Raw genomic sequence first — 24,096 nt, 5'->3', positions numbered from 1 at the left:
CACGCTTGATGAGATTGGTATAAAAGCGCAATATCAACAAAAATACGTTGAATTGGCGGATATATGATAAAGAATCTAAGCTTCAGCAATTTTTACAGCTTTGCCGATGAGACGGTTATTGATTTTAGCTTGGGAAAAAAGCCCACACCTTCTGGCTATGACATCACTGTGGATAACGAGCGTTTTAACAAAGCGCTTGCCGTGGTAGGGGCGAACGGTTCAGGCAAAACGCAACTATTGAAACCGCTGGCGTTTCTGAGCTGGTTTGGCGCTAGCTCGTTTTTAGGAGGCGACCCCGAGCAGGATATTCCCTGTGGTGCTCATTTACTTCACATGGAGACCCCAAGCCGCTTTGAGCTTGAATTCAGGGTGGCAGGTGTTGACTACCGCTATCAGTTAGAACTAACCCCCAAGCAGGTATTGTTCGAGGCGCTCTTTGAGAAAACCAGTACCCAGTACAGCTACCTCTTTAAGCGCGAAAAGAGTGAGCAAGGGTACAGCTTTAAGCAGAAAGGCTTTCCATTTCCCAAGGCGCAGGCTGAAAAGCTTCGTGGTAATGCGTCACTCATTAGCGCTGCGCACAGCTACGATATTGCTGAAGCAAAGCCCTTTATCGATTTTTTTGAGCACATAAAAACCAATGTAGTGAGTACAGGACGCCAGCATTTTCAGCACGGCGATATCTTGGGCGCAGCAGAAAAGTTTCAGAAGGCACCTGATTTGCTCAAGCGAATGTCAGACGCCATGTGTGAATTTGATCTTGGGCTGGGCAGTGTGGAGATAAAGAAACTGACCGCGCGGGATAAAACCGGTCGGGAAGAGCCTGTGTTTGTCCCGTTTGGCTTGCATACCACGAACGATGGGAAGGCATTTGAGCTGCCCTTTTTTGAAGAATCCAGCGGCACTCAGTCAGCCTTTGTCCTGCTTGAGCCTATCTTGCATACCTTGCAGCATGGAGGGGTGGCTGTCATTGATGAGATTGACAACGACCTGCATCCACACTTGATCCCCCACTTGTTGGAGTGGTTTGAGTTTGAGCATACTAACCCCCATCAAGCGCAGCTGATTTTTACCTGCTATACGCCCGAGGTGCTGAATCTGTTGCAAAAGCATCAAGTGTATTTGGTTGAAAAGCGTAATCAGCTCAGTGAAGCTTGGCGCTTGGACGATATGGCGGGCCTTCGCGCGGATGATAACCTGTACGCTAAATACATGGCCGGGGCGCTCGGCGCTACGCCGGATCTGTAACCTCTATGGCACGAAAACGCCCCCAACAACGCCAGCGCCGTTTGGCTAGCAAAGCCACCTCGAACAGGCGACCAATGATGCAGTCGTCGCTGTGAAAAAAGCGCTTGTGCAGAAACCCTCCTGACGCCTGGCCTACGCCTAAAAAATAACCGGTGCTCAACAACATGCGCCGGGCCAACTTAAAATAGTGAGTACCATGAGCAATAACGACATCGTCCAGAAACTCTGGAACCTCTGCGACGTGCTGCGAGACGACGGCATCAACTACTCGGACTACGTGACCGAGCTGGTGCTGCTGCTGTTTATCAAAATGGTGCATGAGAACACCGAAGCCGGCACTCTGAAAAAGCACCCGCTGCCGGAAGGTTGCCGCTGGACCGACCTGAACGGCAAATCCGGCATCAACCTGCTGAATGACTACAAACGCATCCTGCTCAGCCTTTCCAGTGGCCGCGACGGCACGGGGCGCCTGATTCACAGCGACCCGCTGATCAGCGCCATCTACGCCGATGCCCAGACCCGCCTGCGGGAGCCGCGCCATCTGGAACAGATGATCAAAACCCTGGATCAGATCGACTGGTTCAGCGCCCAGCAGGATGGCCTGGGCGACCTGTACGAAGGCCTGCTGGAAAAGAACGCCAACGAAACCAAGTCCGGCGCGGGGCAGTACTTCACGCCCCGCGCCCTGATCAATACCATGGTGAACTGCCTGAAGCCGCAGCCCAGCGAACGCATCCAGGACCCCTCAGCGGGCACGGCGGGCTTTCTGATAGCCGCTCATGAATACATCAAAAGCCAGACCGACGACCTGTACGACCTGACCGCCGAGCAGAAAGCCTTCCAGACCACCCAGGCTTATGTGGGTATCGAACTGGTGCCCGGCACCCGCCGCCTGGCCCTGATGAACTGCCTGCTGCACGGCATGGAAGGGGACGCCGAGGGCGTGGTGCACCTGGGCAACGCCCTGGGCCAGACCGGGGCCGGGCTGGAGAAGGCCGACGTCATCCTCGCCAATCCGCCCTTCGGCACCAGCAAAGGCGGCGACGCCAGCATCACCCGGGACGACCTCACGTTTAAGACCAGCAACAAACAGCTGGCCTTCTTGCAGCACATCTACCGCAACCTCAAACCCGGTGGCCGCGCCGCCGTGGTGCTGCCGGACAACGTACTGTTCGAAGCTGGCGTGGGCACCGAGGTACGCCGCGACCTGATGAACAAGTGCAACCTGCACACCATCCTGCGCCTGCCCACGGGCATCTTCTACGCCCAGGGCGTGAAAACCAACGTGCTGTTCTTCACTAAAGGTAGCGCGGCGGACAAGTTCCAGGAAGAGAATTGCACCGAGAATGTCTGGGTCTATGACCTACGCACCAACATGCCCAGCTTCGGCAAACGCACCCCGTTTGGTGAGCAGCATTTGAAGCCCTTCGAAGCAGTCTTTGGTGATAGCGCCAACGGCCAAAGCGATCGACAAGAGGGAGAATGGAGCTTTCATTCCGACAAGATCGAACTGCCGGAAGCCACTAAAGCCACCGACGAAAACCAAGGCGTTGATGAGCGCATGATTCACAGCCGCTGGCGCCGCTTCAGCCGCCAGTGGATTGCCGAGCACAAGGGCGACTCGCTGGATATTTCCTGGTTGAAGGATAGTGACAGTGTGGATGCCGCCAATTTGCCGGAGCCGAGTGTATTGGCGGGTGAGGCGATGGGGGAATTGGTGCAGGCGCTGGGCGAGATTGATGCGTTGATGCGGGAGTTGGGGGCTGAGGAGGAGGCTGATGGGGCGAGGGTGCTTTTGGGGGAAGTGATGGGTGAGGTTAAATGATGAGCGCAGACCGCCCCCAGAGCTGGCTGCGCGTTCTGCTGAACGATGTAAGCGAGATTGTCACAGGAAAAACCCCAAGTACCAAGAATCCCGATAATTTCGGTGGCAGCATTCCGTTTATCAAACCAGCTGACTTAGATAATGGTGGATACGTCACCCGGACGGCAGACACACTGACTGACGCGGGAGCAAAGTTAGTTCCTACCATCCCCGCAAACTCAATTCCCGTTACATGTATTGGGAATTTAGGGAAGGTGGGCATTACCAACCAAATCAGTGCCACAAACCAACAGATAAACACGGTGGTACCGTCTTCTCAGGTCGATTACCGTTTTTTTTATTACCAACTGCAAACCCTGAAGCCATGGATGCAAGAGCACGCATCTGCAACGACAGTCACGATCATCAATAAGGGTAAATTTTCTAAAGCACCTGCAGTTCTCGCTCCACTCGCCGAACAAAAAGTCATCGCCGACAAACTCGACACCCTGCTGGCCCAGGTGGAAAACACCAAAGCCCGCCTCGAACGCATCCCGCAAATTCTCAAACGCTTCCGTCAGTCCGCGCTGGCTGCGGCGGTGAGTGGGCGGTTGACGGAGGAGTGGCGGGGCTCCCCTGAGTTTACGGACTGGGAATCAGACGAATTAGGCCGTTTTATCGAAAAACCACGCTACGGCTCTTCTGCAAAATCTCAAAAGTCCGGTGATATTCCAGTCTTGAGAATGGGCAACCTCCAAGCTGGGAGGCTCGATTGGGCGGATCTTGTTTACACCAGCGATCCAGAGGAAATTGATAAATATCTACTCGAACCCGGCGATGTTTTATTCAACCGCACTAATAGTCCTGAGCTGGTTGGCAAAACCTCGATTTTTAGGGGCGAGAGGGACGCCATTTATGCCGGCTATCTAATCAAGATCAAATGCTTGTCCAACCTGAACCCCGAGTTTCTGAACTATCAGTTGAATAGCCCGAAAGCAAAAGACTACTGCAAAGCAGTCAAATCCGATGGCGTCAGTCAGTCAAACATCAACGCAAAGAAACTCGCTGCATATCCGCTGAATTGTCCGCCCTTGGAAGAACAAACCGAAATCGTCCGCCGCGTAGACCAACTCTTCGCTTACGCCGACCGTGTCGAACAACAGGTCAACAACGCCCTGGCCCGCGTCAACAACCTCGCCCAGTCCATCCTGGCCAAGGCCTTCCGGGGCGAACTCACAGAGCAGTGGCGCAAGGACAACCCAGAGCTGATCAGTGGGGAAAACAGTGCGCAGGCGTTGCTAGAGAGGATCAAGGCGGAGCGGGCGGCGATGAAGCCAGCGAAGAAAACCCGTCAAAAGAGAACCACCGCATGAGCAGTAGACCCGCCTAGGGTTTGTAAGACAGACGAAGTAAGGCATAAAAAAAGCCGCCACGCGTTAGCGTCGGCGGCAGGCTAATGCTTCTACTCTCTAGCGCTATTGTGCCTGCAACATAGGTGTCTCAGGCCGCCAGAAAACGTTTTGCCCAATCCGGCTAAAGCCCCACTGGCTTTTGCTACGAAACGCACGTTGTTGGTTATCTGTCATGGCGCTTTGCCCATCTGCATCACGAATGTAGCGAGCCAGTGTCATGGCGGCTGGCTGGCCATAACGCGCCCCCGGGGAAGCGCATGTCCAGATATGGCGCAAGGTCATCGCAATATCAGGTTCATGTTGGTCTAAGTAGGCAAGGCCATAGGCACACGCTTCTAGCGTAAACGCATCGTGGCTACAGAGCTTCCACGCCGCGTTAGGCTTGCCTTTCGAGTCGTAGGTATACGTCTTACCAATATCGTGCAACAGCCCCGCTACAAAGCACGTTTCCTGCATTAAGCGTGGCATGGAAGGCTCATTTAAGCGCAGCATGGCAACAGCATTATTCGCGACGTTCAGCGAATGCTCTAGCAACCCACCTGCATAGGCGTGGTGGTAGGTCACGCTGGCGGGTGCATTCAAAAACGCCTCGATACGGTCCTTACGTTCCAATACCCGTGTTAAAAAACTGCGTAAGTGCTCCGATTGCAGAGACTGTACGGTCTTCACTAATTGATCGAGCACCGTTGGTGTGGGGGAGTACACACGTGGCAACGATTGTAGCGTCTCCAGTGAGTGGACTTCCTCACGGGTCGCCTTGCGAAACTCATCAAGTAGGAATTGGCCTGATAAGCACTTTACTCCTGATGCAGTAACAAAATCCAAATGGCCAATGCGCTCAGGTACGTGTGTCTTGGCCAAATTCAGCATTGCGATACGATCACCTTCGCAGTCGCTTAGCCGAAGCTTTAGAAAAGGCGTTTTTGCATTGTCGAACTCCACCACGCGCCCCGTAAGGCGATAAATGCCCGTAAAAGTGCGAGACAGGTGTGCTGGAGCTTGTTGATTAGGCAGTTTCATGGCGCTGCTCCTTCTCGGGCTTGGTGGACATGGCATTGCCTAATAAACGCTCGAAGGCTGAGCCGTCCATACGCGTGGCATTAGGCACATAACGCGAATAGACCTTGAACAGCATCTCGGTGGAGCTGTGGCCCAGCATTCGCGCCACCCATTCTGGATTTTCGCCAGAAGCCAAAAAGAGTGTCGCGGCAGTATGGCGTGTTTGATAAGGGCGGCGTTTGGTCAGCCCCAGTGACCGCAGTAGGGGATACCACACGCGTTTCGTCACGTTGTTGTGATCAAGCGGCTGTCCCAGTTGATTGCAGAACACGTACTGGCTCATACGCCCAGTCGCGGCGTACTGCGTTTTTAAGGCGTCATATACCTGCCCAAACATGGGGATTTCACGCTGGGAGCCATCGGTCTTGGTGTATTCCGTTTCGCCATTTATCAATGTCTCGCGCACCAAGATTTCTCGTTTAGCGAAATCGACATTTTTCCACTTCAATCCATCTATCTCACCGGTACGCATACCGGTAAAAAAGCGCACCGTGTAGTAGTTGCGATAGTCGGGGCGCACGTTATCGATGATGCGGTGGACTTCATGGAGCGAGAAGGGCTCGATGTGCGTCTTCTGTAGCTTTAACGGTTTGATGTTTTTGTAAGGCGTCTCGAAATCGAATCGCTCGGCAGCTTCATCCAGCACCATGCGAAGAATGGTCATATGGCTGTTGATGGTCTTTGGCGATACGAGCCCCGTGATGCCACGCCCTTTGCGCTTGGCTAGCTTGGCGCGAAACCCCATGATGTCGGCCTTGGTGATATCACCAATGGACTTTTTACCGAATGCGGGCTTCAGCGAGCTATCCAAGATCGAGCGCACATTGCGCACGTGGGAAGCACGCCACTGGATCTTGCTCTCCTCAAACCACTGCTCAGCAAAGTCGTTGAAGAGTGGTGTTTCTACCTGCTGCGATATGCTCTCAGTGGTTTGCATAGCCACTGTAGAGTTGAGAGTAGCCTGCGTAGGCGCTAGTTTTTTTAAGTTTTTGCTGCCAGGAAAAAATTCGGCGTAATCGAAGTCATCTAGCAGGATTTTGGCTTCTACCTTTGCAAGCAGTTGCTCTACTTTTTTTCGGTTGGCAGGTGTGTCTTTCAGCGCGGTTTGTTCACGCAGCCGCAAGCCTTGATAAAAAAAGTCCAGATAGAGCTTACCCGTCTCTTTACGTTGGCGGACTTTACCCATGACTAAAGCCTCCGTTGGCCATCGGAATGGACAGGTTTTTATGGGTCGCCTTCAGCATTTCTTTTTCAACGGCTTCCCAAAGGAACAAAATTTTGCGGCGGCCAAATGGCTTGATGTAGTGGGTGCCCTCAATAAGAACGCTATCTTTTAATTGCTGGCGGATGGTGCGGCAGTCGTACTTAATGCGCTGAGCAAGCTCTTCGGTCGTTAGGTAGGTATATGATGCTTCCATCGAAAACCTCCATGAGGGGTGGTATTCTGCGTGGCTAAAAGGCATTCCAAATATCAGAATGTCATCCTGAATGACATTTTAGACAGCAAAAAGCCATTTGCAAGCTTTTTTTGCCATTCTGGATGACAAAAAATGTTTTAAGGAGGTTTTTGATGGTTCGTTGTCATCTTGCGCGCTTGATGGGTGAGCACAAAATGAAAATCGTTGATGTGGCGCGTGAAACGGGTTTGAACCGCAATACCATCACGCTGCTTTACAAAGAAACAGCTCAGCGCATTGAGTTAGACGCGTTGGATAAGCTATGCAAATTATTCAACTGCGGGGTAGGGGATTTGCTCGAATTTGATGACGACAGGGAGAGATAAGAAGCGCAAAGAGACGAGGCAGCTTGTTGCCTGAAGGTCGTAGGAAAAAATTGCTGAGGAATAGAAAAAAGCCAATGTGTCACATATACGTCACAGATGTGTCACAGGAAGTTAGCTAACAAACAAACACAAAAAAGGCAGATCAGTAAGTAACTGATCTGCCTTTCAAAATATTGGTAGCGGGGACCGGATTTGAACCGATGACCTTCGGGTTATGAGCCCGACGAGCTACCAGACTGCTCCACCCCGCATCAACGTGTTGCGTATTCTACGCATTTTTCTCGGTAAGTCAACCCCCTGCATAAAACGCTAGAAAGGCAGGTTGAGACTTTCATCGTGCTGCAACATTAATCGAGTAGAGCTATGCTTTCATTAAGCATAACAAAAGGCTTACTGTGGGTACGTCGCACAAGAAAAATAGCGACGTACTGTAGTGATAGAAGCGCTTCCGCGCTTATTTAGAATGGCTTGCGACGCCATAATAGCGCTTAAAGTCCAAGCCATTTGTCATATCAGGGAGGTAGTCAATGGCCAATCAAGCCCCCGTCGCCTGGGTAACTGGTGGAACTGGTGGAATCGGAACGGCAATCTGCCGATCGTTGGCGGATGCTGGTTATTTGGTCGTGTCGGGGTATCGTAACCCTGATAAAGCCAAAACCTGGCTGGAAACCCAGCAAGCCGATGGTTACAACAACATTGTGTTATCCGGTGTTGACCTTTCCGACCACGATGCTTGCCTCGCGGCCGCTCGCGAGATCCATGAAAAACATGGGCCCATCAGCGTGCTGGTTAACTGCGCAGGCATTACCCGTGATGGCACGATGAAGAAGATGTCGTTTGATCAGTGGCACCAGGTCATCGATACGAATCTCAACAGCGTGTTTAATACCTGCCGCAGCGTTATTGAAATGATGCTGGAGCACGGTTACGGACGCATTATCAATATTTCGTCGATTAATGGTCGTAAAGGTCAATTTGGTCAAGTCAATTACGCGGCAGCGAAAGCGGGCATGCACGGGCTTACGATGTCGCTAGCTCAAGAAACGGCGACCAAAGGTATTACGGTGAATACCGTTTCTCCCGGCTACATTGCTACCGATATGATTATGCAGATCCCTGAGAAGGTGCGGGAGGCTATTCGCGAGACAATTCCAGTAAAGCGTTATGGCACACCTGAAGAGATAGGCCGCTTGGTCACCTTCCTGGCGGATAAGGAGTCTGGCTTTATTACTGGCGCCAACATTGATATCAATGGCGGTCAATTCATGGGTTAAGGGCGCTTCTGCGCGTGTAGTAAAACGTGTAACAGCACAGAAAACGGGAGGCAAATGCCTCCCGTTTTTGTTGCTCCTTGTTTGTTTTCGGTTTTTGCGTGCTGATGCAGCAGACGTGTTAGAGCGTTTAAGGGTGGGGGACATGAGCCAGACGGCTTAACATGCTATCAAGCTCTTCCACCTCTTTTTCCCAAAGCGGTTTCGGCATTGGGCCTAGTGCCAGCAGCGCTGCCAGCACATCGATAATTTCCTCTGCGCGGCTGCGTTCGGTATGCATCCCTTCATTTAAACGCTCTACCTGAATGGCTAAGCGGAGCGGTTCATCACGCTGTTTAACGCTACCTAACGCTAACAGCGAAAGATGGACGCGTAAGCGGGCAAGATTATCTTCCAGCGTGTCTAACTGCTCAGCAGAGAGCGGTGTTGGTGTGTCGCGCCGTGATTGATTGCGCTGCTGATGGGCGCTGATAAACACGCTGGGCACCTCAGCGTCCAGCAGAGTAGAAGCATCCACCTCTTCTGTAGAGCTGCCTGCGAGCGCCTGCTGGTCGGCAGCGAGGTGCGCGTTGATCAAGGGGAGTAAGGCCTGCCACTGTTTCACGGTAGCTGCGACCGCTAGACGGCTTAGACGCTCACGCTTGGCACGTACAATGCCGCTTAATCGCCGCTGCATGCCATCGCTGCGGCGATTGCGAGGCAATGGCTCAAGCTGGCTGGCTTGCTTTAGATAGTCATCTAAGAGGGCGGCTTCGTTAGCGTGGGCAGGCTGCCAGCTATCCATTTGGTCAATCAGCGTTTGCATGTCATCCAGCTGCTGTTGCTGGCGGGCTGCCTGCTCGTTCTTATGGGCGTCTCGCTGGGCAAACAGCTGGTCACAGGCGTGACGGAATGTTTTCCAGAGAGCCTGCTCTTCTCCTTTGGGCGCGCGCCCTAGCTGGCGCCACTGCTGCTGTAGCTGTTTAGTCTGCGCAATGCGTTGCGCTAGCGGTTGTTCGCTGTCGTTTTGCAGTGCCTGTACTTGCTCAATCAGAGCGTGCTTTTGCTGTCCAATATGCTCAGCGCGCTGGTCAATAAGGCGCTGTAAGCGGTGCCGAACACTGCCAAAACGACGCCCAATGGCTTCCGCTTGCTCTTTGGGAACGGGGCTGTAATCACGCCATTGATGACGAGCCTTGTCGCGAATCTCTCTTAGCACATCGGGGTCCGCGTCTTGCGCGGGTTGGTCAAGCAGCGTTTCCAGCTGTTCACACAATGCTTCACGATGCTGCAGATTGGTTTCACGCACTTGGTTGAGCTGTTTACGCCAAGGGTTGAGGCGCTCGTGAATACGATCCGAGGCCGCGCGGAAGCGGGCGGACTGTTCACGATTGGCTGCGGCGTCGCCGAGTGATTTCCACTCTTTGACTAGCTGGCGGTGGTGGCGGTTTAGCGCGTCTTCGGCCATGTGCTGGTCGTCTGCCAGCGCTTCAATGCTGGCGCAGAGCTGCTCACGTTTTGGGCCTGCCACAAAGCCACGCCAGTCGCGCAGTTCCGCAAGCCGCGCGGCAAGGTGCTTGAGGCGGGCTTTGTGCGGTTTGGCGTCATCGGTAGTGAGCGCTTCTAACGAAGGCTTGAGCTGTTGATATAAACGGCTGGCGCTCTTAAAGGCGCCGCGCTCAAGCAGGTGTTCAAAGTTATCAAGCTCGCTTTTAAGGGCGTTAAGCGACGGTGACGGCTGATGTTGCGCCGCGGTTTGCGTCGTTAGTGCGGCCTGTGCGCGTTTTAATAATGCCGGTGGAGCAAGGTCGCTGGGCCATGCACACTGCTCAACCCGTGCCACAATGCTGGCGTGGTCGGGTAGAGCAAGCGCGTTTTCAAGCGCGCTGGCGTTCTCTTTCCAGCGCTGCCACGCCTCCATGCACTGCTCATAGCGGGCCAGCGACTGGGTATAGCGCTTTTGCACAGCTTCGCTAGGCGGGTGTAGGTCTGACAGGGACTGCCAGCGCTGCCCCAGCAGCTGGCGCTGGGCATGCAGGCTATCAATGTCTTGTGAGGTGACTTCGTTGGCTTGGTGTAAGCCTTCTAGAGTTTCTTCTAGCCCCTCTAGCAGTTGATCACGGGTGCTTTCAGCTTCCGCTCGGCGCACAAGGCTTTGCTGGCGTGCCAGCTCTTGCGTCTCATGGTCATGCAACGTTTTACGACAGCCTAGCAGGGCTTGGTGAAAGCGTTGCTCCTGCTCGATAGTGGGGGGATGTTCCAGATGTTGCCACTCCCGCTCCAAATGCCGGAAACGCCCGCCATACAGCGGCTCCCAAGGCGCTTTGGCATGCTTTTCTAACTGCTGAAGCAGCTGCTCTCGCTGGTTTTGCTGCTCGGCAAGCCACTCGGCATTGTTGCGGGACTGCGTCAGCTTCTCCCGCGCCAGGCGCATTACCTGACGATCCCGACGCGCTTCTTTAAGCAGCCGCTTGAGGTTCTCTTCATTCTCAATGCGCTGGGCCGCCTGGTGGCGTACAGCCGCTACGCCGTTATGGCACGCTTGATGCGTGAGGTCTTGCTCGTCACTCAGCTGTTCAAGGGCGGTAAGTCGCAAATTGAGGTTGTCGCCTTTTAAGGCGATGGCGTTGAGCAGCCGCGGTTCTGTCAACGTGGCGACCAGGGCTTGGCGCTGATGCAAGTCAGCGTGCCCCTCTGCGCCGGTTAACCGTTGGCAGGCGGCATTGAACCACGCTTCATGCTGTGGGTGATGAACGTAGCCGTTCACAACGCCGTGAAGATCATCCAGGGCTAATAGCGCGGCAAGCTGTATGTCGTGATCGCTATCTTGCGCTAAAGCCTGTAGCGCGTCGCGCTGAGCGGGTTGCTGTGGGTCTAGCTGGTTGAGTGCCTTAAGACGCACCTCGGGATCTGGGTGTTGCCACCGAGGTGCGAACAGGCGTCGTAACAGTCCGTGCATGGATCATCCTGCTAAGAGGTGCGGAGTGTGAAAAAAATCAGACATCGATGAGCAGGCGGTTGCAGTCCTGGTCGCTGTCGCTTAGCTTTGCCTTAGCGCTGTGAGTTTTCCAGCGAGTCACAACGCAAAGCGCGAGATTGCGCTACCCTTATCTTACCTGAACATGACATGGAGTTCGGCCATGAGCCTCAACGCCAACAGTGCCGACATAGCCTTCACCTTCAAGGGCGGCATGCTGCCGATGACCGTCATGGAGCTAAATAGTGCTGACCCGGAACATATACGGCGTCAGCTAGCTGGTAAATTGTCGCAATCCCCCGCGTTCTTTCAGCATACACCGGTTGTGCTGAGCGTGGAAAAACTTGATGAACCACACTTAGCGCTAGAGCGTATCTGTGCCGTATGCCGGGACCATAAACTGCTGCCCGTTGCCGTGCGAGGTGGGGCAGAGCCTGTGCGGCAATCCGCATGGGCGCTGGGGCTAGGCTGGTTTGCCCCGATAGAAGAGGGCCGCACCAAACCCTTAGAAAGCGTCAGCCGGATGGAAGAGCCAGAAGCTGCCGAGGAATCGAAGGCCCAAGAGAGCGTGCCGGTAGCCACGCGGCTCTACCGCGGCACGGTTCGCTCTGGGCAGCAGGTCAGTGCGGCAGAGGGGGATCTGGTGGTGGTGGGTGCGGTTAACGCAGGCGCTGAAGTGTTGGCAGCAGGCAGCATTCATGTGTACGGAGCGCTGCGAGGCCGTGCACTGGCAGGCATTCATGGTAATACCCATGCAGGCATTTATTGTCGCGAACTGGAAGCCGAACTGCTGTCGGTGGCGGGTAATTATAAGCGGCTGGAAGATATCGACTCACAGTTGCTGGGCCGGGCGGCAGAAGTCCATTTTGTAAAAGAGCAGTTGGAAATTAAACCATTGGGTTAAGTCGTCTGCATGAGCGCGCGTTGATGTTTCATGCCTAGCGACGTTGCACGCGCTATCCGTTAAAGTGTGCCCGGTTGATGACATTGACGTGCTCGTTAAGTGCAGGACGACTGAGAACAGCGTCCGCCGTATACGACTTCAAGAAGGAAGTGACTCTTGGCCAAAATTATTGTAGTGACCTCAGGTAAAGGGGGGGTCGGTAAAACCACTAGTGCAGCTGCCATCTCGACCGGGCTTGCCCTGCGCGGCAAAAAAACGGTGGTGATTGACTTTGATGTGGGGCTGCGAAATCTCGATTTAATCATGGGCTGCGAGCGCCGGGTGGTTTACGACCTGGTGAATGTTATTCAAGGCGAAGCAGGCCTTAACCAAGCGTTGATTCGTGATAAGCGCGTCGAAAACTTATTTATTCTTCCTGCGTCACAAACTCGTGATAAAGATGCGCTCACCCAAGAGGGCGTTGAACGGATTTTGGAGCAGTTGAAAGAGGACTTCGACTTCATTTTGTGCGATTCGCCAGCCGGTATTGAGCGAGGCGCTCAGTTAGCGATGTATTTCGCCGATGAAGCAATTGTCGTAACCAATCCTGAAGTGTCGTCGGTGCGTGACTCTGACCGTATCCTGGGGCTGTTAGGCTCTAAGACTCGGCGTGCCGAACAGAGCCTCGATCCGGTAAAAGAGCATCTGCTGATTACGCGCTATAACCCGTCGCGGGTAACCTCAGGTGACATGCTGACACTGGAAGATATACGTGAAATTCTTGCCATTGATCTGTTGGGGTTAATTCCTGAATCAGAAGCTGTGCTGCGCGCCTCTAACCAAGGGGTGCCGGTGACTCACGATGCCTCAAGTGACGCGGGTCAAGCGTATACAGATACCGTATCACGCTTGCTTGGGGAAGAGACGCCGCTACGCTTCCATGAAATGCAGCGCAAAGGTCTACTTAGCCGCATGTTTGGGGGTAGTCGTCGATGAAACTGCTGGAGTTCTTGAAGCGTGAGCGCAAGAAATCCGCCTCGGTGGCCAAAGAACGTTTACAAATCATCGTGGCGCATCAGCGTAGCCAGCGTGGTCAACCTGACTATATGCCGATGCTTGAGCGCGAACTGCTGGAAGTGATCCGTCGTTATGTCCATGTGGACGATAATGCCATTCAAATCTCGCTCGATAGTGAAGATAACTGCTCGGTGCTTGAGCTGAACGTAACGCTGCCGAAAAGCTAGGCGATAGCGTGCTCGGCGAGGGCGGTGGTGCGGCGTTAGGGGCTGCGGTTGTGCTAGGCTTGAGTTTTTCATTGCCCAGCGGAGTGCTTCTTCATGGCGCCACCCAATGCCGCCCCTGTCAGCTTTCTTTGGCATGATTATGAGACATTCGGAGCCGACCCTCGTCGTGACCGGCCCGCTCAGTTTGCGGCGCTGCGCACCGATGCTGACCTGAATGAAACCAGTGAGCCAATAGAGCTTTACTGTAAGCCTGCCGACGATTACCTGCCGCATCCGGCCGCCTGCCTGATTACTGGTATTACGCCTCAAAAAGCTCAGCGCAAAGGGCTTCCCGAGGCAGAATTTGCCGCGCAGATTCAAGACTATATGAGTGAGCCGGGTACCTGTGTGGTGGGCTACAACAGCCTGCGGTTTGATGACGAGGTTTCTCGCCACCTGTTTTATCGTAACCTGCTTGACCCCTACGCACGTGAATGGCAAAACGGCAATTCCCGCTGGGACTTAATTGATGTCGTGCGCGCTTTTTATGCGCTGCGTCCAGCGGGCATTGAGTGGCCGTTACGTGACGACGGCGCCCCCAGTTTTAAGCTTGAGGATCTAACGGCGGCAAATGGTATCGCCCATGAGGGAGCCCACGATGCGGTTGCCGATGTGCGTGCAACGATTGCCTTGGCGCGGCTGTTAAAGTCGCGTAACCCCAAGCTGTTTGATTACTTACTCGGCCTTAGAGGCAAGCGCGCTGTTGCAAAGCAGCTCGATTTGCCCAGCGCCAAGCCGGTTTTACATATTTCTCGTCGCTACCCGGCTAGCCGTGGCTGCAGTGCCTTGGTAATGCCGCTGGCCGAACACCCCACTAATCCTAATGGCGTGATTGTTTACGACCTGAGCGTTGACCCCAGCGAGCTGCTTTCCATGAGTGCTGAACAGATTCGTGAGCGGGTATTTGTTAGCCAGCAGGATCTTTCTGAGGGGGAAACACGTATTCCACTGAAGGTTATCCATATCAACCGCTGCCCGGTAGTGTTCCCAGCGTCGGCGCTAAAAGATGTGGAAGGCCCGCAGAAAGGGGAATATGGCGTTATTGTTGAGCGTTTAGGGCTGGATGTGGAGGCTTGCCGCCGCCATTGGAAAACCCTTCGCGACGCAAGCGGCTTGGCGCAGAAAGTGGCCGAAGTGTTCAGTGCACCTTACGAGGATGCGCCGCACGACCCCGATTTGATGCTCTATTCGGGCAGCTTTTTTTCTGCCGCAGACCGTCAGCAGATGGAGCGGGTGAGGGCGATGGAGCCGTGGGATTTGGTCGGCCAACGCTTTGCGTTTCAAGACCCCCGCTTGGAAGAGATGCTGTTCCGCTTTCGCGCGCGCAGTTATCCAGAAACCTTGGAGGGTGAGGAGCGTGAGCAGTGGGAAGCTTTCCGCTGGATGCGTATCAATGACCCGGCCATTGCAGGCTTTACGCTGAAAGCCTTTGCGCGGGAAATTGAGCGCTATAACCAGCAGTCGCTAACAGAGCGCGAGCGCCAGATACTCGAAGAATTGGTGATGTACGTTGAGGCGATGATGCCAGCCCAGGCGTTCGACGCCTGAGCTGGAGGACGGTTAGTGCGCGTCGAACGGCTTGCGCGCTTCGCGATAAGCGCTGATGTCGCTGGGCGCGTCGCCGGGATTAAAGCGAATATCCAGCTGGCGTGATAGAAGTTCCGGCCATAGCGATTGAAGCTCCTCAACGCTTACATCCAAGGCAAGGGCTGCTAACTGTTCGCGGCGGTCAAAGCGCACCTCATCGAGCGCCGTAGCCTGCCAAAAGCGGTTAGCCATGCCTTGCAAACTGGTGTCCCGCTGACGCAGACGGTCGTGAACCGCTTGGCGATGGGCCGCCAGCTCGTCATTGCTTAACGCGTTCAGGCGTTCTTCTGCGGCGTCCATAAAGGCATTCATCCGCTCGGCTATGGTGCCGCTATCCACATCCGGTGACTGTACGATCAAACCGATGCCCGGCGCTTCCAGCAGCGGTGAATAGCCCGCGTTAACTATATAACCTAGCTGCTCTTCAGTGCGCAGCCGCTGGTAGAACGGCGTATCCAGCCACTGAACCAGTACGCTTAAGCGCGCTTGCTCTTCAATGCTGGTGTCGCGGCCTTGCAGATAGCGCAGCACCAGCGACTCCTCGCGAGTGCTGTGAGGGTGCAGTACCACCGGCTCTTTGCTCACTTCCAGCGGTTGCAGCGGCGGAATGTCGTCACGTGTCAAACGCGGGGTGAGCGCGCCACGGATCAGATGGGCCTGTTCACGCGCTTGCTCTGCGTTGAGGTTACCGACCGCCATTGCGTCGATATACAAGCTGTCCAGAAAGCGCTGCCGGAAATTTTCCAAGTGGCGCTGCTCCAGTCGATGGCTAGCTTCTAACAGCGCCGTTGCCGACCACTGGGGAGTGAGCAGTGCTTCACCGAGCGTGCGGCTAGCCTGGCCAGTGAGCGATGCTTTGGGCGCGTTGCGCCACTCCCGCTGAAGCTGATAGCGCACCCGCTCAAACTCGCTGGGCGAAATGTGGGCCGTTTTCAACTGCTCAATCGCTTGCTCAATGAGCGGCGTTTGGCCATCGCGCCAGCCGGAAAACGACAGCGTAATGCCTCTAGCATGGGGGTAAGCGCTAAACGCTTGCCCAGCAAGCCAAGCAGGATAAAGTGATTCGTTTAAGCTGTCATTCAGCCAGCTTGCCAGTAAGCGGTTAAGGACGGCCTCTTCAGCTGAGTAGCTGGCGCTGGGGTGCTGTAGGCTCACCCGCCACTCCACGCTGGGCGTGTTGAAACGGCTGTCCTGCATGTGCCAAGCAGTAAAGGTTTCGGCATCTAGCAGGACATTGGGCTGTTCATCTTGCCCTTCCAGCAGCGCTAAATCGCTGGCGATAAAGGGGTTGGGCGCCGGTAGTGCTAAGCCGCTGAGCGCTTGGCCTGTCTGCGTAGGCGACTGTTCTCTCCACTGAGTATTAAACCAGGGGGATACTGTCTCGCTTTCAACATCGGGTGCGGAGTAGAAGCGCAGCATGTTGTCGGGGGTGAGCGCCTCCAGAAACACCTGCTGGCGCTCGCTATCCATGCCGTCCATCCGGTAAGCCGCGTACTGCACATCCTCTACGGGATAACGGGAAAGGCTCATGGCTAGCCGCGTCGCTTCTTGCTGCGGAGCGCCATGTTGTTGGAAGCGAAACGCCTGCTCGCGCAGGTTTTGCTGCTCCTCATAGCGCCATTGATCCAGCCCCGCTGCTTGAATCTGTTCGATAGCGGTAAACAGAGTGGCTTCAATGTCATCGAGTCGCTCCGCTCCACGGGGGGTGAGGCTGATGGAAATTGTAAATAGCGCGTTATTGCCATCCCCTCGGCCAACGCCAGCAGAGAGCGCGTCCGCCAGGCCCGCTTCTCGCAGCACGGCCAGCAAGCTGCCATCACCCTCATCGCCAAGCAGGTGGGCAATCAGTTGGGTGGGCTTGGCACGATACTCGTCGGAGGGGTCGGGGATTGGGAAGTAGAAGCGCAGCTGGCGCCGGTCCTGAAGCGACTGACGCTCAATGTAACGGGGCAGCGTCTCGGTATCCACCAGCGGTACATCAATGGTCGGCACGCTGAGGCCGTTATCCGGAATGTCGGCAAACCGCGCTACCACTAGCGCTTCCAGTTCATCCAGGGGCTGAGGGGCGACCACCGCTAAATTCATCACATTGGCGTCGTAATGACGATGGTAGAAGTCGATGACGCGCTCACGCAGCGTTGCCTCACCTTCCGGCGGGTTGGCGAGTGTTTCTCGGCTGCCGACGGCAAAGCCAGTGGTGGCATTTTCCGGGTTTAGCAACTGGTTCAATACATCGTTTTCACGTCGCGACTCATCACGAATCCTGGCCATGTATTCTGAGTGAACAATATTGCGCTCGCTCTCTAACTTGTCTGCATTGAATAGCGGCGATAGAAAAAACGCGCTGAAGCGATCCAGCGCGCCCGGTAGCGCGGAGGGCTCTATGTCAAAAAAGTAGTTGGTGTCCTGCTGGGCGGTAAAGGCGTTGTGTGAGCCAGCGTTGTCGGAAATATATTGCTGGTAGGCATCCGATTCTGGGTAAGGCTCGGTGCCTAAAAACAGCATGTGCTCTAAGAAGTGCGCCAACCCTTGCAGGTCGTCAGGATCCTGGGCGCTGCCCACACGGACGTTCATTGAGGCGGCGGCTTTATCCGCCTCGGGGTCGCTGACTAGAAGCGCTTGCAGACCGTTTTCAAGGGTAAGCACCCGATAGTCGCGGCTATCAAACGGGCTGACCTTGGGGGTAACCACCTCGGCAATGGGAGTAGCTTCTGCAAAAACGCTTGGTGATAGACACCAAGCCACGCCAACGGCAAGGCTGGTCAGCGCTCGCCGTGCGGTCATGGGGGGCAGCATTATTTTATGGGGTCGCAACATTACAGCTCCTAGGACACAGCCCAACGCAGCATTGGCCCGGTCGGGTGAGCACAGGCCGATGACTGGTAGGCAGGGTTATTCACATGTTTTGATACCGGAAAAGCGCCTAACAGTTCCAAGGGGGCGGGTGTTAATAGCGCTTCAAGATCGGTTAATTCGGTCGTGGGGTCTAACCAGCGTGTTAACGCTTCCGGTGCAATCGTCACCGGCAAGCGGTCGGTAAGCGACGATAAACAGGCGTTGGCCGGCACGCTTATCAATGCCGTGGAGTCGGTAAACGTGGTGAGCGTGGTGTGATAGCGGCACCAAAGCGCGCCCAATAATAGGGGGGTGCGGGCCACGTGAGTGACCAAATAGGGCTGCTTGCTGCGCAGCTGCGTTTTCCAAACGTAAAAGCCGCTTACCGGTATTACGCAGCGTCTGGCGCTAAACGCGTCGTTAAACATGGCGCGGGTTTTCAGTGTTTCGGCACGAGCGCAGTGGGGGGCATGGTCAAGCACTTTCAGCCAAGGTGGGGTCAGGCCCCAAAAGAGCGGCTGTAGTCGGTACTTGCCCTGCTCAAAACGGATGGCTGAAACGGGCTGGCGAGGCGCGAGATTAGGCGACTCAATGAGTGGTTGTGGCGTTTCAAGCGAAGGTGCAAGGTGAGCAAGAGAGAGGCGTTGCACGTGTAGCCGTCCTGTCATGCCTGTCTCCTTATGCGGAATTGCCAAAAAAAGTGTGGGGAGGCGAGTAGCGATAAGAATACGGGAATTGTAGCGTTTTAGTGTCGAAAACAGTGTTCGATGTAAGGTATCCTATATCACCCCTTGCTCACGCTAAAGCGCGATGAGGCATTCTTCCTGTTTGCCGTTGACCCTAAGAGATCGCCATGGCCCGTCCTAGACAGCATGCGCCCGATGCCCTTCACGCGCAGGTCATGTACGCTTGTGATGAGTGGTTGGCTAACCAGCCAGTCCATGGCTTGTCACTGCGTGCCTTGGCCCGAGACGTGGGCTGCGCCCCGAGTACGCTGCTAAAACTGTATGGCAGCTTCAACAACTTATTGCAGCACGTCAACGTCGAGACGCTGGCACGTTTGCAGCATACCATTACTAGCCTGCCATCAGACGATCCTGAGCCGTGGCTGCGCTCGCTGGCGCTTGCCTATTGGCGCTTTGCTGAGCAGGACTGCTATCGCTGGCAGCTGCTGTTTGATTACCCACTGGCTCAAGAAGGCGAGTTGGATCAGCGTCAAAGCGACTTGATTGAAGCACTTTTTATGCAAGTTGAAACGTCATTAAAACAGTATCAGCCCGCGCTGGATGACTTAGAGGCGCGTCGTTTAGGGCGCACCTTATGGGGCAGCGTTCACGGATTGGTGCAGCTGGGTTTAAATGAGCGTTTAGGTTACTGGCAGGGGCAGCAGCTTAAAGTCGATGAATTGCTGGAACAGCTAATGAGCACCGTGCTGGCAGGCTTGCGCCATCGGGAGGCGGCGACGTGACATGGCTGGTTAAATGCGTCCGCTATATGCTGCGTAGTGCCATCTATTTAGCCATGCGCCTCTGCTATCGGCTAAGCATTCACGGACGCCACCACTTGCCCAAGCAGGGTGCCGCTCTGGTGGTTTGTAACCATGTTAGCTTTATGGACGCGCTGGTACTGGGCGGTGCTAGCCCTAGGCCGCTGCGGTTTGTGATGGATCAGCCTATTTTCGACTCTCGCTGGCTTAAGTGGTGGTTCCAACTGGTCGGCGCTATCCCTATTGAGTCAGAGCGGCATAGTCCGGGGGCGCTGCGCCGTGCGCTGGATGATGTGAGTAACGCGTTACGCCAAGGTGAGATTGTGATGGTCTTCCCGGAAGGGCGCCTTACCCCCGATGGCGAGATTCACACGTTTCGCCGGGGACTGGAAACCATACTGGCCCGGGACAGTGTGCCGGTTATTCCGGCTGGCCTGGCAGGGCTATGGGGTTCCTGGACATCACATTACGGCGGGAAAGCGCTTAAAAAGTGGCCGTCACGCTTTCGTGCGCCGGTCAGTCTGCATTTCGGCCCTCCGGTCATGGCCCAAGAGGCCGAGGATATGGTGCTACGGCGCTTTTTGGAAGCGCGTGTGCGGGCGCTGAAAGCGGCAGGCGATAATGAAATTGCTCACCGCTAGTGGAAGCCAACACAAAATAGCCGAACGCTAGCGGCGGGGCAGGCGCTGTTTTTGCCAGCAGCGTGCCGAGGTAATCAAGTTGTCGCGGATTTCCATAATTTCCATGCGAATAGTGCCAATTTGCAGGCTAGCAGGCCCCTCTGGAAACGCCTCTAAGTGCTCTAAAATCAAGCCATTTAACGTTTTTGGGCCGTCGGTGGGCAGCTGCCAGCCAAGCATTTTATTGATATCGCGGATGTTGGCTGTGCCTTCAATAACATGGCTGCCGTCATCTTGCTTATGAATTTCATCATCTTCCGAGACGTCGGTGGTGAACTCGCCCACAATCTCTTCAAGAATATCCTCTAGCGTTACCAGCCCTTCTACGTCGCCGTACTCATCCACCACGATACCAATGCGGCGTTTCTGCTTCTGAAAATTAAGCAGCTGCGTATGTAGCGGCGTTGATTCGGGGATGAAATAGGGTTCGCGAGCCTCCTGCACAATTGCCGCTTTGGTAACTTCGCTGCGTGATAAAAAGCGCGCGGCGTTGCGTAAATGGAGCATGCCAATGATGTTGTTGATATCGCCTTTATAGACCGGCAAGCGGGTGTGCTGGCTGGTGCGAATTTGGGTCAGGATATCCTCAAGCGAATCATCTAAATCGATGCCCAACACTTCGTGGCGTGGCACCAAAATATCGTTAACAGTGACGTTTTCAAGATCAAGAATCGAGAGCAGCATGGCGCGGTGGCGGTAAGGAATGAGCGTGCCCGCCTCGTGAACCACGGTGCGCAGCTCGTCTCGGGTGAGGCTGTCGCCGCCGTTCTCAACGCTTTTAACCCCCATTAGCCGCAGCAGGCCGTTAGATATAACGTTAACTAACCAAACCAATGGGTAGAGCAGCTTCAACAACGGTTCAAGCGCCACCGAGGTGGGGTAGGCAATACGTTCAGGTTTTATGGCAGCGTAGGTTTTCGGCGTGACTTCAGCGAAAATCAGAATAGTGATGGTTAGCAGTGCCGTTGAGATGGCGGGGCCTGATACATCGCCAAAAAAGTGGATGGCGATAATCGTGGCAATAGAGGCGGCTAAATTATTAACAAAATTATTGCCAATCAGGATGACGCCGATGAGTCGATCAGGGCGCGAAAGCAGACGTAGCACTCGCTTTGCGCGGCGATCACCGCTGCTAGCCTGATGGCTTAGACGGTAGCGGTTTATCGACATCATGCCTGTTTCAGAACTGGAGAAGAAGGCAGACAGCAGTATCAATATAGCTAGCAGGCCGAACAGTAACCCCAGGGGGAAGTCGTCGCTCAAGTCGAAAGTTCCTTTATGGCGTATCAGGCTCGATTTGTAGAAGCAAGGCGGTTGCGTGTCAAGCGCGTGTCTATTGTAGGCGCATCGTTACGCTATCAGGCTTAGCGATTCAGTAAAATTTCCAATACAAATTTGCTGCCAAAATAAGCCAGTATGAGCAGGCCGCAGCCACCCAATGTCCAGCGAACGGCACGCATGCCGCGCCAGCCAAACCGGTAGCGTCCTACCAGCAGCGTAGTGAAAATAATCCAAGCCCCCAACGAAAGAACCGTTTTATGCGCCAAGTGCTGGGCAAAAAAGTTGTCGAGAAAAATTAGCCCGCTGGCAATCGACAGTGTGAGCAGCAAAATGCCTGCCCAGACCAGTTCAAACAGCACCCGTTCCATGGTGGTGAGCGGTGGTAATGACTGTACGATGCCGCGAATATGGTGATGGCGCAGTGCTTGGTTTTGCAAGCCGACGAGCACCGCCTGAACCGCAGCAATTGCCAGGATTGCAAAGGCCAGCGCAGAGCTGACAGCGTGTAGAAATATACCGGGCGTTAAACCGCTTTGGCTGCCTTGGCTTGGGAGCCAAGTGGCCACAATGAGCGCGATGCCCGCTAAGGGGAAGAGCACTATCCCAGCGTTTAGCACGGGCTTAAATAGGCTGGCAACCAGCACGACGTTCACCGCAACGGCCATTAATAACGTGGCGCTGGTGGTAAGCCCCGGCAAAAGTCCTGGGGCTTCACCTACCAGCTGCACCACAACCGGGATGTGCAGTAAAAGCCCCAGTGCGCCTAATACGCGCACCATGCCTTGCCGAGGGGGAACCCGGCGAAACAGCGTCATACCCTGCCAAATGGCAGCGGCAACATAAACAACAAAAGCGATCGTGGCGAAAGGGAGCGCCTGCATGATGCTATCCGTGCGCCTTGCAGCGCGTTGCTGTGAAATCAATCAATCTTAAATTAACGCCTACTATAACGAATCACGACGGCGCCGCACAGCCATGGATAGCCAACGCTATCACCATGGAGACTCGCGGCGTGAGCGCGTATAATCGCAACCCACATTCGTCCGGTGAATCCGCCCGGCGACAGCGACGGAGGCAGAGGCCCCATGTTTCAGAATCTGAGCGAGCGTCTTTCCCAGACGTTGAAGTCGATTAAAGGCCAGGCACGGCTGACCGACGACAATATCAAAGACACCCTGCGCGAAGTGCGTAAAGCACTGCTTGAGGCGGACGTTGCGCTGCCGGTCGTAAAGGCGTTTATTGAGCGCGTGCGTGAACGCGCGGTGGGCCAAGAGGTTTCTAAGAGCCTCTCGCCTGGGCAGCAGTTTGTCAAAATTGTTCAGCAAGAGCTGGAAGCGATCATGGGCGAGGCCAACGAAGGCCTAACGCTCAAAGGGTCTCCGGCCGTGGTGCTGATGGCTGGTTTGCAGGGGGCAGGTAAAACTACCTCGGTTGCTAAACTGGCCCGTTACTTGCGCGAGCGAGAAAAGAAAAAAGTACTGGTGGTCTCTGCTGACGTATACCGTCCGGCGGCAATCGACCAGCTAGAAACGCTGGCTAAAGAAGTCCAAGTTGATTTTTTCCCGTCGCGTTCCGATGAGAAGCCGGTTGATATTGCCACAGCGGCCATTAAGCACGCCAAAATCCAGTTCCATGATGTGGTTTTGGTAGATACCGCGGGCCGCCTAGCCATCGATGAAGCCATGATGGCGGAAATCCAGGCGTTGCATAAAGCCATTTCACCGGATGAAACGCTGTTCGTCGTCGACGCTATGACCGGCCAGGATGCGGTGAATACGGCCAAAGCGTTTAATGAAGCGCTGCCGCTGACCGGGGTGATTCTTACCAAGGCCGATGGTGACGCCCGTGGCGGTGCCGCGCTCTCGGTGCGTCATGTTACTGGCAAGCCGATTAAGTTTATGGGTGTCGGTGAGAAGGTCGACGCCCTTGAGCCTTTCCACCCGGATCGCGTGGCCTCGCGGATTCTGGGTATGGGCGACATGCTGTCGCTTATTGAAGAAGCCGAGCGCACGGTAGATAAAGACAAAGCTGCTCAGCTTGCCAAGAAGGTCAAGAAAGGCGATGGCTTTGATCTGGAGGATTTCCGCGACCAGCTTCAGCAGCTCAAGAAAATGGGCGGCATGGGCGGCCTGCTAGGCAAGTTGCCCGGTATGGGGCAAATGGCGGAGATGGCCCAAGGCCCCGGTCCTGAGAAAGAGCTGGGCAAGCTTGAAGCACTCATTAATTCCATGACGCCGAAAGAGCGTCGTGCGCCCGACATCATCAACGGCTCTCGTAAGCGTCGTATTGCAGCGGGTGCGGGCCTTCAAGTGCCTGATTTAAATCGTCTGCTGAAACAGCACAAGCAAATGCAGAAAATGATGAAGAAGGCGGGCAAGAAGGGCGGTATGCAGAAAATGATGCGGGGTATGTCCGGCATGATGGGCGGTGGTGGCCCTGGCGGTCCCGGTGGCCCTGGTGGTATGGGCGGCATGGGTGGCCCCGGCGGTTTGCCTTGGCGCTAAGCCGCTGAGCGTCGTTAATGAAGG

General features: G+C 54.9%; 20 protein-coding genes and 1 tRNA gene. 12 read left to right on the top strand and 9 right to left on the bottom strand.

Annotation, left to right across the window (positions count from 1 at the left end; genetic code table 11):
* The first annotated feature begins 63 nt into the window (after positions 1-63).
* From LG301_RS13835 to LG301_RS13825, 3 genes are all read left to right on the top strand, one after another.
* On the top strand, positions 64-1,248 hold the full coding sequence (locus LG301_RS13835; protein WP_404471732.1) for an ATP/GTP-binding protein: 1,185 nt from the start codon (positions 64-66) through the stop codon (positions 1,246-1,248).
* Positions 1,249-1,444: 196 nt separating this feature from the next.
* On the top strand, positions 1,445-3,073 hold the full coding sequence (locus LG301_RS13830; RefSeq protein WP_404471730.1) for an N-6 DNA methylase: 1,629 nt from the start codon (positions 1,445-1,447) through the stop codon (positions 3,071-3,073).
* Positions 3,070-4,425, top strand: coding sequence for a restriction endonuclease subunit S (locus LG301_RS13825; protein ID WP_404471729.1), 1,356 nt, complete (start codon positions 3,070-3,072; stop codon positions 4,423-4,425). The genes LG301_RS13830 and LG301_RS13825 overlap by 4 nt, the downstream gene beginning before the upstream one ends.
* 102 nt (positions 4,426-4,527) lie before the next feature.
* Here the strand turns inward: LG301_RS13825 and LG301_RS13820 are convergent, their stop codons facing one another.
* Genes LG301_RS13820 through LG301_RS13810 form a run of 3 tightly spaced genes read right to left on the bottom strand, consistent with a single transcriptional unit; the run spans position 4,528 to position 6,941 of the window.
* Entirely contained in the window at positions 4,528-5,484 is a 957-nt protein-coding gene (locus LG301_RS13820; protein ID WP_404471728.1) for an HD domain-containing protein, read from the bottom strand.
* Complete coding sequence (locus LG301_RS13815; RefSeq protein WP_404471727.1) at positions 5,471-6,709, bottom strand: tyrosine-type recombinase/integrase; 1,239 nt, start codon at positions 6,707-6,709, stop codon at positions 5,471-5,473. The genes LG301_RS13820 and LG301_RS13815 overlap by 14 nt, the downstream gene beginning before the upstream one ends.
* Positions 6,702-6,941, bottom strand: coding sequence for a hypothetical protein (locus LG301_RS13810; RefSeq protein WP_009098524.1), 240 nt, complete (start codon positions 6,939-6,941; stop codon positions 6,702-6,704). Before LG301_RS13810 ends, LG301_RS13815 begins: the two co-directional genes overlap by 8 nt.
* Positions 6,942-7,093: 152 nt before the next feature.
* Between LG301_RS13810 and LG301_RS13805 the strand changes: the two genes are divergently transcribed.
* Complete coding sequence (locus LG301_RS13805) at positions 7,094-7,306, top strand: helix-turn-helix transcriptional regulator (RefSeq protein ID WP_022520327.1); 213 nt, start codon at positions 7,094-7,096, stop codon at positions 7,304-7,306.
* Between the two features lie 174 nt (positions 7,307-7,480).
* Here LG301_RS13805 and LG301_RS13800 read toward each other — a convergent pair.
* A tRNA-Met gene (locus LG301_RS13800) sits at positions 7,481-7,557 on the bottom strand.
* Positions 7,558-7,833: 276 nt separating this feature from the next.
* Here LG301_RS13800 and phbB point away from each other — a divergent pair.
* On the top strand, positions 7,834-8,580 hold the full coding sequence (gene phbB, locus LG301_RS13795; protein ID WP_404471726.1) for an acetoacetyl-CoA reductase: 747 nt from the start codon (positions 7,834-7,836) through the stop codon (positions 8,578-8,580).
* 127 nt (positions 8,581-8,707) lie between these two features.
* Here phbB and LG301_RS13790 read toward each other — a convergent pair whose 3' ends face one another.
* Positions 8,708-11,515, bottom strand: a complete 2,808-nt coding sequence (locus tag LG301_RS13790; RefSeq protein WP_404471725.1) for a DUF349 domain-containing protein — start codon at positions 11,513-11,515, stop codon at positions 8,708-8,710.
* A 181-nt stretch (positions 11,516-11,696) separates the two neighbouring features.
* On the opposite strand from LG301_RS13790, the gene minC reads away from it, so the two are divergent.
* The 4 genes from minC to sbcB all read left to right on the top strand — a co-directional run bounded on the left by minC (position 11,697) and on the right by sbcB (position 15,247).
* Positions 11,697-12,437 (top strand): septum site-determining protein MinC, encoded by a 741-nt coding sequence (gene minC, locus LG301_RS13785; protein WP_404471724.1) that lies wholly within the window; start codon positions 11,697-11,699, stop codon positions 12,435-12,437.
* Between the two features lie 156 nt (positions 12,438-12,593).
* Positions 12,594-13,412 (top strand): septum site-determining protein MinD, encoded by an 819-nt coding sequence (gene minD / locus LG301_RS13780; protein WP_404471722.1) that lies wholly within the window; start codon positions 12,594-12,596, stop codon positions 13,410-13,412.
* Entirely contained in the window at positions 13,409-13,660 is a 252-nt protein-coding gene (gene minE, locus LG301_RS13775; RefSeq protein ID WP_009098536.1) for a cell division topological specificity factor MinE, read from the top strand. Before minD ends, minE begins: the two co-directional genes overlap by 4 nt.
* Positions 13,661-13,753: 93 nt before the next feature.
* Complete coding sequence (sbcB, locus tag LG301_RS13770) at positions 13,754-15,247, top strand: exodeoxyribonuclease I (protein ID WP_404471720.1); 1,494 nt, start codon at positions 13,754-13,756, stop codon at positions 15,245-15,247.
* A 12-nt stretch (positions 15,248-15,259) separates the two neighbouring features.
* Here sbcB and LG301_RS13765 read toward each other — a convergent pair whose 3' ends face one another.
* The gene (locus LG301_RS13765; protein ID WP_404471719.1) at positions 15,260-18,103 is read right to left on the bottom strand and encodes an insulinase family protein; all 2,844 of its coding nucleotides are present in this window, start codon (positions 18,101-18,103) and stop codon (positions 15,260-15,262) included.
* Positions 18,104-18,111: 8 nt separating this feature from the next.
* The gene (locus tag LG301_RS13760; protein WP_404471718.1) at positions 18,112-18,789 is read right to left on the bottom strand and encodes an SOS response-associated peptidase; all 678 of its coding nucleotides are present in this window, start codon (positions 18,787-18,789) and stop codon (positions 18,112-18,114) included.
* A gap of 185 nt (positions 18,790-18,974) precedes the next feature.
* Here LG301_RS13760 and LG301_RS13755 point away from each other — a divergent pair, with 185 nt between their 5' ends.
* Positions 18,975-19,589: a TetR/AcrR family transcriptional regulator gene (locus LG301_RS13755; protein WP_404471717.1), complete on the top strand. Its 615-nt coding sequence runs from the start codon at positions 18,975-18,977 to the stop codon at positions 19,587-19,589.
* On the top strand, positions 19,586-20,248 hold the full coding sequence (locus LG301_RS13750) for a 1-acyl-sn-glycerol-3-phosphate acyltransferase (protein ID WP_404471716.1): 663 nt from the start codon (positions 19,586-19,588) through the stop codon (positions 20,246-20,248). The genes LG301_RS13755 and LG301_RS13750 overlap by 4 nt, the downstream gene beginning before the upstream one ends.
* Positions 20,249-20,275: 27 nt before the next feature.
* On the opposite strand, the gene LG301_RS13745 is transcribed toward LG301_RS13750, so the two are convergent.
* Together LG301_RS13745 and LG301_RS13740 are read right to left on the bottom strand one after the other, a co-directional pair.
* On the bottom strand, positions 20,276-21,550 hold the full coding sequence (locus LG301_RS13745; RefSeq protein ID WP_404471715.1) for an HlyC/CorC family transporter: 1,275 nt from the start codon (positions 21,548-21,550) through the stop codon (positions 20,276-20,278).
* A gap of 101 nt (positions 21,551-21,651) precedes the next feature.
* On the bottom strand, positions 21,652-22,449 hold the full coding sequence (locus tag LG301_RS13740; protein ID WP_404471714.1) for an inner membrane protein YpjD: 798 nt from the start codon (positions 22,447-22,449) through the stop codon (positions 21,652-21,654).
* 204 nt (positions 22,450-22,653) lie between these two features.
* Here LG301_RS13740 and ffh point away from each other — a divergent pair, with 204 nt between their 5' ends.
* Entirely contained in the window at positions 22,654-24,072 is a 1,419-nt protein-coding gene (gene ffh / locus LG301_RS13735) for a signal recognition particle protein (RefSeq protein ID WP_263067369.1), read from the top strand.
* Positions 24,073-24,096 lie beyond the last annotated feature (24 nt).

It is taken from the genome of Vreelandella venusta (genome assembly GCF_044809155.1).
GTDB lineage: Bacteria > Pseudomonadota > Gammaproteobacteria > Pseudomonadales > Halomonadaceae > Vreelandella > Vreelandella venusta_B.
Note: the sequence above shows the minus strand (reverse complement) of the source record. Positions and strands in the feature narration are given on the sequence as shown.